3 protein-coding genes are annotated in these 12,341 nt (G+C 61.5%); 1 reads left to right on the forward strand and 2 read right to left on the reverse strand.

The window, feature by feature from the left end; all coding sequences use genetic code 11:
* Window positions 1-16: 16 nt before the first annotated feature.
* On the reverse strand, window positions 17-5,077 hold the full coding sequence (locus tag ACP7A2_RS21245; RefSeq protein WP_426135808.1) for a dermonecrotic toxin domain-containing protein: 5,061 nt from the start codon (window positions 5,075-5,077) through the stop codon (window positions 17-19).
* A 193-nt stretch (window positions 5,078-5,270) separates the two neighbouring features.
* Window positions 5,271-10,670: a hypothetical protein gene (locus tag ACP7A2_RS21250; RefSeq protein WP_426135809.1), complete on the reverse strand. Its 5,400-nt coding sequence runs from the start codon at window positions 10,668-10,670 to the stop codon at window positions 5,271-5,273.
* Between the two features lie 257 nt (window positions 10,671-10,927).
* Here ACP7A2_RS21250 and ACP7A2_RS21255 point away from each other — a divergent pair, with 257 nt between their 5' ends.
* Window positions 10,928-12,340 (forward strand): amino acid permease, encoded by a 1,413-nt coding sequence (locus ACP7A2_RS21255; protein WP_426135810.1) that lies wholly within the window; start codon window positions 10,928-10,930, stop codon window positions 12,338-12,340.
* The last annotated feature ends 1 nt before the right edge of the window (window position 12,341 follow it).

Consider the following 12,341-nt stretch of genomic DNA (forward strand, 5'->3'; position numbering starts at 1 on the left):
AAAACCCGGTCGGCGGTCAGGCCAACCGGCTTAACACCTCACGGGTCAAACGCCGCGCCAGCTCTCCCTCGTCGCGCACGCTGTCGCCGAGTAGGCGCAGATAAGTCGCGTCACTCATCTCCTCGCCCGTCAGCACTACGCTATGAGGCACGCCCATTTTGTCAGCCAGCAGTGCCAATTGTTGAAACAGCTGCTGGCTGACCTGCGCGTCTCTTTGGTCCGCCGGTTTTTTTTGATCCAGCGCCCAATCCTTCTGCGCATAGCGCAAATCGTCGACACCGCTGGTGGCGTCCGAATGCAGGCTCAGGTTGTCTCGAAATGCCTGCGGGTGGGTTTCCATCAGGTAATCGCGCCAGAAATTATGCTGCAGCATCTGGTCAACCAGCCCGTCGCCTTGCTCCAGTGCCAGCACGCTGGCGCAGGCTTGATCGAGCTGTTCAGGGCTGACCCCTGCCGAGGTCCTGTAGGCCATGTGGCTGGCCAGCCAGGGCAATTCGAGGCGTTCTCGCAAGGCCGTTTGATACGCGGCATACACCTGCACTTCATCGACCTCGCCGCGCAGCCCGTCGACCACTTCGGTGTTCAGGTGCTGGCCCAGGCCGCCGTCTTCGAGGGCAGTGATGCGGTGGCGCACATCCGCCTGGGCGATGAGGTTGACCTGTTGCAGGCGCGATTTCTGTTTCGCCAGCCGGGCCAACGCCGGCCCCAGGTTCTGCGGCGTCGAATCGCGATAAGCCTCGAATACCAGTACCTCGATACCCATGGCATTGAAGATTTCGGCACCGGCGTCGGCGCAGGTGAACGGCGCGGAGGCCAGGGTGAACAAGCGTTCGCGCAAGCCGTCGTCGACGTGCATGTTCTTGAGCATGCGCAACACGTTCGCGCTCAACTGCGCTTTGTTAAGCCGGTAGAGGTCCGCGTCTTCACGTACCTGAAAAACGATTTCTTCCAGGTGCAGGCTGCGGATCACCTCGAAAAACCCCTGGGAGCCGTGTTCGGCTTCCAGCTCATCCCATACCAGCTGCAAGTGTTCCTTCTGCTCTGGCGGTTGATCTTCCAGCCAGAACACGCTGTCGGTTGCGCCGCGCGCAGGGTATGTGCGGTAAGGGTCCAAACCGTGGGCACGCCTGAGGCTGACCATCAGGTTCTCGCTGTCGAAGTCGAGTTTGCGTCGATCCAGTTGGGTGCGAATCACCACCTGTGCCTGGGAGGAGCCGGGTTCCACCGCCGGCAGGCGTGTCACCGACGTGTTGCGTATATTCAGCACGAAGCCGAGGGGGCGCTCCACGTCGAACAGCCCCGCCGGCCAGTCGCGGATTCGGGTGTTGTTGAGCATCAGCACTTGCAGGTCCGGCATGTGGCCGATATCCGGCGGTACCAGCAGGTGCGGGTTACTGGACATGATCAGCACGCGTAAATGATGCAAGTGCTTGAGCGCGGTCAGGCTGGAGGCTGTCCAGCGAATCGGGTTATCGGACAGTCCCAGCAAGGTGAGCCCAGGCATATCGCTCAAGGCCGCGGGCAGCTCGGTCAAGCTGTTGGCCGTCAGGTCCAGGCTGGACAGGTTGGGGAAGTTGTGCAAAAAGCCCGCGTCAATATCGAGCAAATCAGTGGCGGTCAGATCCAGGCTGGTGACGTGCCCAAAATCCGCACGAAGCCTGGGGAACAGCTCGAAGTTGCCCTCTATGGTCCGCCCACTGAGGTCAAGTTTGAGGCCAAAGAGTCGATCGCCATATTCGCTCCTGTAGTGTTGCGGCTGTCGTTCCCAGCATTCACGCAGCTCGGCGCTCACATCGATTCGCAACAGCCGCTCGTCGTCTGCCAGCCGGCGGACGGAGGAGCGTGTGGGCGAGAGCAGCCACTCGTGCAGGTCTTCCTCCAGTGCTCTTTTCTCTGCCTCGAATGCCTTCAGTGTGTCGAGCCCTTCAGGCGTACTCATCAGCGCGGCGTAGCTTTGTACTTCGCTGTCGGTCATGCGCGGGTAAAGGCGCCGGATGCGCGCTTCCACCGAGCGGCCAGGGCTGAACAGTTGGCGCAGCGCCTTGAAGCGCGGGCGTTGTAATAACAGCAGGGTTTCACGTTGCGCCACCGGCAGGGTCGGCGGTTGTGCGAGCACGGTTCTGCGTTCGGCGGGTGGCAACAGCTTGGCCCTGAGCCATTTCTCAAGCGCACGGCCATCGGCAGTTTGGTAGCCGAGGGCGATGCGGCGGTCTTCGGGCAGCACGCGCAGCAGGGCCTCATACAGGTCGTAGGTCTGCCGAGGCGCTTCGGCGAGGGCATAGCGCCCGTCGGCCTGGAGGATCAGCACCCTGGCGATCGACGCGTCGCCGGGCCCGACGGTACAGCGCAGCGGGCCGTTGGCCGTGCCTTTGTGGATGCTGATGCGCAGGTCGCCGAAGGTATCGCTGTGCACCCGCAACGCGTTGAGCAACAGGCGTTCGGTGTCGGCACTGGGTGGCACAGTGGTGTACAGGCCTTCGCAGGCATGGGTGGCGCGGATTTCGAACGCCAGCTCCCGGGCCAGGTGCTTGAGGCGCAACGGCACGCGGCGTTCCTCGGCCATGATCTGCCGTTCACTCGGCCGGGCGTGGCTGAGCAGCCTTTGCACCAGGGTGCCAGTCAGGTCGGGAACCTGCTCTTGCAGCAATTGGCCGTTGGCGTAGTCGGTGACCTGCGCGTTGCGGTACAGGTGCTCGAACAGCACGCCTTTTTGTGTGTTGAGGTAGTCGGCCAGTTGATCGCGCAGGGCCTGTACCCGGTCGGCCGGTTCGGCGGGCAGCAGGCCTTTGAGTTCTTCTTCGCTCAGAGACGCCACGAGCTGTTCGGGCAACCGCCCTGCGTTTACATCCTCAAGGCTGATTCGCAGGGTGTGCCCCAAGCCTGCGCCGGTGTCGCCGTAGCGCATGGGTTCACCGCTCAGGTCGGCGGCGTCAAAGACGTCGATGGCGCTTTCGGCGGGCCATCCCGGCAGCTCGGTGAGGAGTTGCGCGATCCAGCTGTCGGCATCGCCCGTCGGTTCGCCGTTGCGCACTCGCGCGACGAGGGTGTCGACGTCCTGGCGCAATTCAACCCGTTCGAGGGTGTCGTCCAGCAGCGGCGGCAGTTCGGTGTTTTCGACATAAATGCGCCGCAGCGCATCGGTGCCGATGCCGCTGATCTTACGAATCTGCTCCAGCTGTGCAGGCGCCAGCTCGGCCGTGACCGGGCTGAGGCGTTGCATCAGGCGTTGTGTATCCCAGGTCAGCGGCTGCTCGCCCTCGTGCACCAGCGTGCCGTCGCCGTTGGTGTACACCTGGGGTTGATAAGCCTCGGGCCGTTCGGGATGTACCACGTGATGCTGGCCGGTGTCCGGGTCTCTGGTGACTTCGTAGTGATGAGCGTCCAGACGCATGATTTTTTTGCCGGCGACGGTATGGAAACCGTCCTTGTCGGCTTTGGCGGTCGGCGCCGGTGCCAGTTCTTTTTGCCGGTACGGGGTCAGGTCGGGGTTCCACAGGGCTTGTTTGCCACTGGGCAAGCGCACCGCGATCAAACCGTCGACGAAGGCCGACAGTTTCAATTTGGCCAGTTCGCCCAATTGCGAGCCGATGCCGAACAGGCCCAATTGCACGAGGCTTTGCGCCGCGCCCACCGCGTGTTCGATGGCCTCGATGCTGCGGTCCTCTGCCCAGTCCAGCAGGCCCTCGAAGATGTCGTCGGCGATTTGCCAGGCGCTGTAGGCAAGCATCAATGGGCCCAGTACCGGCACGAGTGGGGTGGCGATCAGCAGTGCCACGTTGAGGATGTCGGAGAGGATTTTCTCAAGGTTGTCCCACCAGGCCCAGCGTGCCATGCGGTCGGCATAGGCGGTGCTCACCGCGATCTCGCGGCTGTCGTTGAGTAGCCTGTCGAGCTGCTGCTGGTACAGGTGGCTCCAGAGCCCCTGTTTCAGCCCTCGGGCGCCAAGCTGCACATCGGGTTTGTCGACCGGTGTAGCGCGCCAGCTGGGCAGTGGGTCCAGCGGTTGCCGGGAATGCCAACTGACCCTGCTCAGGCGATCTTGCAGCGCTGTCAGAAATACCCCCCGGCTGGCCTGAGGCACGAAACGACAGAAGAAGCGTTGATAGTCGGGTTGGCGAAGTTGGCGGGTGAGTTCCTGCACGAACGCCCGCGTATCGGGGTATTGCTTGAGTGGGTGTTCCGGGTCATCGGGTATGTAGACCACCAGGGGCGCCGACTCGCAGCTGCGTAAAAGGTCGGGGGCGATCAACACGATGCCGGTGAGCACGGTGTCCATCATCACCAGGTCGTGGCAACGCACCGGCAAACCGTTGAGGGTGAGGTCGGCGCGGCCCTCAATCAGGCCGGGCAGCAGGGCGTGCATGGCCTGATCGATATGCCCCATCAGCAATGCGCTATGGATCGCGGCGCGCAAGCCAGCTTGCTGGCTGAGGATGACCCTGGCGCGTAAAACCCCGGCGACCACCGGCTGCTTGAGCCCCAGCTGTTCTTCAAGATGTTGGCTGTAGAGGGCGCCGATATCCAGCGTGCGTACCAGCGTCTTGAATTGCCCGACGGTGATCCGGTGTTTGATGTGTTTGACGTCGAAGCGGCCCTGGGCGTCGGGGCGGGTGGTAAATACGGAATCGTTGGTGAAAGTATCCCCTGCGGCAAAGTTATGCAGGGCCGCCTGCAACAATGAGACGCTCCTGCTGGTCACGCCGCCCAGAGGCGTGCCGGTGGGAATATACAGTTTGAGGTAAGTATTACGGACATCTTCTTCCACGCCGTAGTGTTCTTTAAGCGCTTTTTTAAGTAGCGGTTCGGCGAAGGTTTCGATGTCTTGCAGCTTGTTAAGTTGCTTATCGACGGCATTTTGTGTTTCCCAGTGTTTGGCCACCGCTGCTTTTAATAACGGCTGCTCGGGCGAGCGAATTCGGTACCAGTCGGCGATGCTTTTTGGGGCCTCACCCAAGGCCTTCAAGCGCTTGGGCGAGGCCTGTTTGGTCCAGGTAGGCAGGGCGTTGGAAATAAGCTCGAAATGTACGCCGTTGTCGTCGGATGACGCCGCGGGCGTAGCAGTATTAACCACTGACATGAGAGTTGCCTGGTGCAATGAATGAACCGGCAGCTTAAGCAAGTAACGGGAGCTTAATAAGTTTGAAATATGGGTATGGGTGGCGGGTTTTATTGGGGTAAAGAACCGATAATCGAACTGAAGTTATACATGTTTAGCGCCTTTTTTTATGACTGCGTAAGTTGCCGCTTTACCCCCGATAAAACGTGATCATCTACTCACGCCGCGCATATTTAATGCTGTTTTTCAACAACCCCAACCAAATCGGATCGTTAGCTGGCCCCCACCGGTATTGAGTCCCGTCGTGAAATAACACCGTCAGTTTTTGCGAATGCCACAGCTCCATCCTGGCAATCAGCTGCGTCATATAGTCTTTCGCCGGGCACACAATCGATGCCCATGGATCGCAAATCCACAAGCCCGACCAGTGCGCCTCGCTGAAGTCCGCCGTGTGGTGGACGCCTGGCGGCGGCGTGCCCACCAGCGCGAACGAATGGGCCGGCGGGCGCGTGCCCCATAGCTGCGCGGCACCGTCGTTGGCATGCACGTGCTCACGTGCCACATGGGCCAGTTGGTCGCAATTGCCGGCCCCGGTTCTGAGAATAACCTCGGTGTAGTTGGGGCGGTCGATCATGCTGTATTCCCACATCACCACGGGCCTGGCGACCTGCATGCGAAGCACCTCGTTGCGCGTGGCCCCTGTGATATTGGCCGAGCCTATCCCGGTTCTGTCCAGACGTGCCAGGGTGCTGACGTTCGCGCGTTCGGCCAGGTATTTATTGAGTTGGCTGGTGCTGGTGGTGGGGACGGTGGTATTGGGCCCCCAGTACTCAACCCTGATGGGGTGGGAGACGACCTGGATGTCCAGGCATCGTCCCTGCGAGGAGGCATGAAGCAACAGCTCCCGTTGTTTGAGTGTGCTCAGCATGTTGCCCTTGACGCGCATCATCGCCACCGTCTCCTCGGAAAAACCGCGACGGGCCAATTGCCCGTACAGCGTTTCCAGGGTCGGCAGTGCCACCAGCGGTTGGTCGCCAATAAATCCGCCAGCCTGCAGGAACCGGTTTTTCAGCTCGGCGTAGCCATTGATCAAATCCTGGTGATCACCGCCCTTGCTGAAGTCCAGCAGGTGCAATTGCATGTCCTCCAATACCCCGGGAGCCCCCATGGCTCTATAAAAAACCCCCACGTCGGCCTCGACCACCAAGTGCTGCCCCACGGCAACGCTCGGTGCCGTGAGGTCGACCAGCAGCCCCCGCAGTGTGCGCTCGTCATCAATGCCCTCAACGATCCCGTTAAGTTTCACAGCGATACTTTGATTCTCCAACACGTTGTCGCGTTGGAGGTTGGGCAAGCCAAATTCGGGCTCGTCGAGGGCCTTGCCGGTGGCCACGGGTTTGTAGCGCAGCGGTGGCTGCTGGGGCTGCGCGATCAGTCTGAACTGCATGCCGTAAGGGGACACCTCGTACACGCAGCGGTTGACCACCAGTTTGCGCTTGCCCGCGGGTTGCAGCGAGGCGGGAATCAACCGGATGTGCTCCAGCGCCTGAACGCGGCGCTTCTCGATTGAATGATGGTGTACGTGAATTTTTTTGATGAAGCAGATCAGCGGGATCGGACTGCGTTTGGGCCTGCGGGGAGGGCACGTGGCCTCGAATCCGTCGGTGAGCCCAAAAAATGCCGGGGAATTCAGCTCGTCCAGATGATCGCGGCTGCCATGGCGCAGGCGCCAAACGCGCTCCTGCCCCACCAGGTCGGTGGCGTTGGAGCGTTGAATGATCAGCGGCGGCGTGTCGAAAAGCGGTTCCGCGACCAGGGCTTTGTAGCCATCTGCCGTACTGAACGGGGTGACTTCAATGGCGTGCTCGAGTCGAAAGTTGATCAGTGCAGGCCCGTAGGGCCTGGCGCTGATCGGGTCGAAAGCGTGCCATGCGCTGAGGCGGTTGATGACCAGCACATCCGTTAAACCGTCGGCCCGCGTCAGGGTGGCTTGGCCCACATCTGCCCTGTTTTGCAGCCGGTTATAGGCGACGGTGCTGCCCGGTGCGAGGGTGTGCCGGGCGCTGCGCAGGGCTTGGCTCAATGCGTATCGGCCGGACTGGTTCAGGTGGACAAGGCCAAACCGGGTAAGGCGCACCAGCGTTGGCACGAACTCCAGGGGGTTGAGCGTACCGTTCAGGTAGCGCGCGCTGAGTTTGCTCAGTTGCAGGAGTTTTACATACGTGGGGGCAACATTTTTCAGGTGGCTCAGGCCGCCAATCAGCAGGCCCTTGGTGGGTACAAACATGCCAATCGTGTCGAGGAAGCACCCCCAGGCGCCATTCAGCTGACGCCGGGCGTCGCCGGAGGCCAGGTCCTTGCCGCAAGACCAGAACGGGATAAGGTTCAGGAGCGCCTGGTACAAGGCTTCGGCGTTTTTCTCCCGCTCCTCCAGCAATGTTGAGCCCTTGGCCTCTGCCAGCAGGGGGTCGATGTCGAGGAAAAAATGCCGGTCGACGATGGTGCGGGCCAGGTTGCGGCTTCTGGGAGAGTCGAAGCTCAGTGGCGAGGCGAGCGGTGGGGCCGGCTCGAACTGCCACACCTTGTCCACGATCACCGTTGAATGCTGGTCAAGCCGTGGCGCACTGCCTTTGAGGTAGGCGTGTTCGTCAATGGGAAGCGAGGTGCCCAAGTACAGCTGGCTGGTGGGCTGGGGGCTGTGAGGGGTACCGGTGGTGACTTTTAACGGTTCGCCTCCCACTGTGAGTGCGGCCGGCAAACGGCTGTTTTTGAACACCTGGTTACGCAGCGCAAACACTTCGTAGTAGTGAACGTTGTGGAAAACCTCGCAGCGCAGGATGAAGCCGAACCGGCCGGTTCGGGCCATTTTTTCTTGCCGCGATTGTTCGAGCAGCGGTTTTTTCGACGGCTGGCGCACCACCAACAGTTGCACCTCACCTTCTTGCAGGTTCGAGCGATCAGCCACTGGAAGCTGCGACAGCAGGTATTGAATGATGCAGGTATAGGCCTCTTTGAGTTGTTGTATGCGGGTTTCGGAGAGGGTTTCGAACAACCGGTTGATGTCCAAGAGTTTGGCGAAATGTGGCTTCATCTGCGCCAGGTTGAAGTCCACCCAGGAGGTGCGCCATTGTTCGGCGAAAGGTTGCAGGCGCCCGCTCATGTGCAGGTCCACCAGCGATTGCAGGTTGGCAAACGGCAGGGATTGATGGGAAGGCACCCGCTGTGGCCCCGCGCCCCACTGCAGGCCCGCGAATGTCAGCCAGCGGCTGCCGGGGAACACGCGTTGAAGATCCTTCAGGGCAAGGCTTCGGCGTGTGGTGAGCGGGGTGGTGAAGAGTGTCGAAGCTTCTCGCAGGCTATTGATACGGGTGGCCAGGGTTGTTTTGACCGCTTCGATTTCATCCAGGCGATAGGCTTGATCTTGCGCGGCGGGTTGCAGTTCGCCGCTGGCAACCGCCCAGTCGATAAGGCTGCCGGTGGCGTAATGTTCGCGCCATTGTGTGTGCGCATCCGCGTCTGAGGTGTGGGTGGCCAGGGTCATCACGTCGCTGAACGTGAGATGCCTGGATGAACCCACCGCAAGCGCTTCGGCGAGCATCACGCCCTGCTTGAAGAGCATCCAGGCATGGGAACTCATGAAGTAGAGCGAGTCGGGAATGTCCTGCACCAGACATTCCGGGGCGATGCCGGCCAACAGAATGTGCGCGACCAGGGCGGTGGTTTCGGCAGTAGCGGCGCCAGTGTCGATCAGGTGCAGCTCGATGGCGGTGCGCAGTTGTGTGTAGGACCAGCCCCAGTAGTCGCGGTGATTGAGGTCGAGGCCAGCCACCCGGTAGCGGGTTTGGCCGGCCTGCGGATCAAGGTCGAGGATCAGCGCAGCCAACACCAGCGCGTCACGGCTCGCGCGGGTGGTGGTTTGATCCGGCGCGCGGCCGTACCACTGCACGGCGACGATCAACTGGTCTGCCAGCTTTTGTGCGGTGGGGCTCGCCAGCACCGCGTGCAGTTGTTCATCGGCCTGGGCCGGGCTGGTCGGCTTCGTCAACAGCCCGGCGCCTAACAGATCGAGCAGGCCTTTGTTGGGCCTGGGGAGGAAATCCGTACTGATCTGTATAACCCTGGCGCGTTGTTCGGCTGAAAGGGTCAAAGCGCCCGATTGGGGCATGCCCAGGGCGCTCCAGTAGTTGCCGAACCTGGGGGACAGGGGCGAGTGGGTTTCCAGCCGGTGCCGGGTTTCTTGCGCAGCGTACTCATCCAGCGGAAGGTCGAGGTGGTAGCGCGCCAGCGCGTGTTTGAGGTCAGCCTGCTTGCGCGGCGCCAAAGGTGTGAGGGCCGGGTGGCTGAGCGCGGGGTCGCTCACTGTGACCGGGTGGCTGGCGGTTATTGGTGCGCGCGTCTCCTCGGCGATCAGGCCGCCCAGCGTGGTCGACAGCGTGTCGCGATCATGGGCGCCGGCCAGTTGTTGGCGCAGGTGCATCAGGGCGATATCGGCGTTGGCCAGGTCGCAGGCAGGCGGGATGGGCGCGGGTTGACGGGCGCGTAGGTGTTCAATCAGGTCCCACACGGCGTCATGGGTTTGCGGCACGTCGAAGGCATACAGCTCAAGCCATTGCGCCAGGCTGAATCGGGCGTCCACAGGGATGCGCAGGTTCAGGCGACGGGCACTGTTTTTCAGGCGTTCAAGCTGTTCGTTAAGGGCCGTGTCCGCCAGCTGGTCATGGCTGATATCGACACGTCGCTGGGTCGGGCCGGTACCGCTGATGGTGTGGGTAACCGGGTCGAATTCATAGCTGTCGGGGTTCAGCTCAGCGGTGTGTTCCAGGGCCATGAACAGCGGGTTCAGGGTGATCGCTTTGAGCAAGCCCGCTGCGGTGTTTAGCGTATTCGCGCAAAACGATTGTGAGGTGAACGCCTGCCGTGTCGCGTGCAAGGCGAGCGGGGTAAAGGCGGTTTCTGTCAAATCCGCCGCCGTGAGCTGATCCAGCAAATGCTCGGCCAGGCTGTGCAGGTCGCTGTTCGATTGCTCGAACGCGGTGGCCAAAGGGCAAGGGCGTTCGCTGCCGCAGAACGACTGAAGACGCTGCATTTCCTCGATCACGGCGCCACCCTGCACGCGGTTTTGCGGTTGCGGGTAGCCGTAGAACCGCAATACGTGGCGGGCGCTCAATTGCTGCGGCAGCTGTGCAGCCTCGAGTGTCGGGCAGGGCAACCCGATGGCGTCCGGGTCGATGACCTGGGCGATGGCCAAAATCGGCGGTGCAAGGCGCCGCCAGCCGCTGTCGTCATCGAGGCTGACGCTCGGCGTGGTCGCGTCTTTGGCGTACAGCGCGCCTTTGCGCAGGGTCATGTCGGCCAACTGCACCGGTTGGCGTTCGGCCCAGCTCAGTAAACGCGGTCGGTCGAGCGCCTGGAAGTAGAGTTGCAGCCAGCAGTGCAGAGAGCACGCAGGTGCAATGTCCAGCAGGTCGGTGGGCGTGTCCCAGCGGTTTTCGAGGTGCTCGATCAGCGCCTGGATCATCTGCCGGTCGCCGTCCCGGCGTTGCTCACGGCCCTGGTCGAGGGTGGTTTGCGGGTCGGGTGCAGGTGCATCGTTGAAGGTGTTCGGGTGAGTCATCCATGAGATTCCGGTGCGGGTGATTATCTGGCTGACAATCGCTCGCTTTATCCTGCCCCTGGGGGCTCTCGGCGGCATTGCGACCTTTCCGTATTGGCCATGGCCTTTCTCGCTGCGTGCTGAAAGCCTTGCACCAGAGCCCTGAGACAAGGCATGACGCTGCCGGGATAGTCTGGAATACTCACCGGCGTTTCGCTGCGCTGCTCACGAGGCAGTGCCTATAAAAAGCAGTTACTCCAACAATAAGGTGGTACCCCATGCCCGTTGGCAACTCCACGTCCCACGAGGACACTGTTCAAGGCGGCCCGCTCAAACGCGAACTTGGCGAGCGGCATATTCGTTTGATGGCGCTTGGCGCCTGTATCGGCGTCGGCCTGTTCCTGGGTTCAGCCAAGGCCATCGAAATGGCCGGCCCGGCGATCATGCTGTCGTACATCATCGGCGGCCTGGCCATTCTGGTCATCATGCGCGCCCTCGGCGAGATGGCGGTGCACAACCCCGTCGCCGGTTCGTTCAGCCGATATGCCCAGGATTACCTCGGCCCGCTGGCGGGCTTTCTCACCGGCTGGAACTACTGGTTCCTGTGGCTGGTGACCTGCGTCGCGGAGATCACCGCCGTGGCCGTGTACATGGGCGTGTGGTTCCCCGACACGCCACGCTGGATCTGGGCCCTGGCGGCGCTGATCAGCATGGGCACCATCAACCTCATTGCGGTAAAAGCCTTCGGTGAGTTCGAATTCTGGTTCGCTTTGATCAAGATCGTCACGATCATTGCGATGGTCATCGGCGGCGTCGGCATCATCGCGTTCGGCTTTGGCAATGACGGCGTGGCGCTGGGTATTTCCAACCTGTGGGCCCATGGCGGCTTCATGCCCAATGGCGTGCAAGGCGTGCTGATGTCCCTGCAAATGGTGATGTTCGCCTACCTCGGCGTGGAGATGATCGGCCTGACCGCAGGTGAAGCGAAAAACCCGCAGAAGACCATCCCCAGCGCCATCGGCTCGGTGTTCTGGCGCATTCTGCTGTTCTACGTCGGCGCGTTGTTTGTGATTCTGTCGATCTACCCGTGGAATGAAATCGGCACTCAGGGCAGCCCGTTTGTGATGACCTTCGAGCGCCTGGGTATCAAGACCGCCGCCGGTATCATCAACTTTGTGGTGATCACCGCCGCGTTGTCCTCTTGCAACGGCGGTATTTTCAGCACCGGGCGCATGCTCTACAGCCTGGCGCAGAACGGTCAGGCCCCGGCCACGTTTGGCACCACGTCTAAAAACGGCGTGCCACGCAAAGCGCTGCTGTTGTCGATTTTTGCCTTGTTGCTGGGCGTATTGCTCAACTATCTGGTGCCGGATCAGGTGTTCGTTTGGGTGACCTCCATCGCGACCTTCGGCGCGATCTGGACCTGGCTGATGATCCTGCTGGCCCAGCTTAAATTCCGCCGCGGCTTGAGCCCTGCCGAGCAGGCGGGGCTCAAGTACCGCATGTGGCTGTACCCGGTAAGTTCGTACCTGGCGCTGGCCTTTTTGGTGCTGGTGGTGGGCCTGATGGCCTACTTTCCGGACACCCGTGTGGCGTTGTATGTGGGGCCGGCGTTTCTGGTATTGCTGACCGTGTTGTTCTACGTGTTCAAGTTGCAACCGAGGGGTGAAAGCGTTCCACGCTCGGCTTGAG

The sequence above is a fragment of the Pseudomonas sp. PWP3-1b2 genome, assembly GCF_049896045.1.
In the GTDB taxonomy this organism is placed as follows: Bacteria; Pseudomonadota; Gammaproteobacteria; order Pseudomonadales; family Pseudomonadaceae; genus Aquipseudomonas; species Aquipseudomonas antarctica_B.

Excerpts from the sequence above, each read along its gene's own strand:
- ACP7A2_RS21255 (WP_426135810.1), top strand. The coding sequence starts at position 10,928 with ATGCCCGTTGGCAACTCCACGTCCCACGAGGACACTGTTCAAGGCGGC.
- ACP7A2_RS21245 (WP_426135808.1), bottom strand. The coding sequence starts at position 5,077 with ATGTCAGTGGTTAATACTGCTACGCCCGCGGCGTCATCCGACGACAAC.
- ACP7A2_RS21250 (WP_426135809.1), bottom strand. The coding sequence starts at position 10,670 with ATGACTCACCCGAACACCTTCAACGATGCACCTGCACCCGACCCGCAA.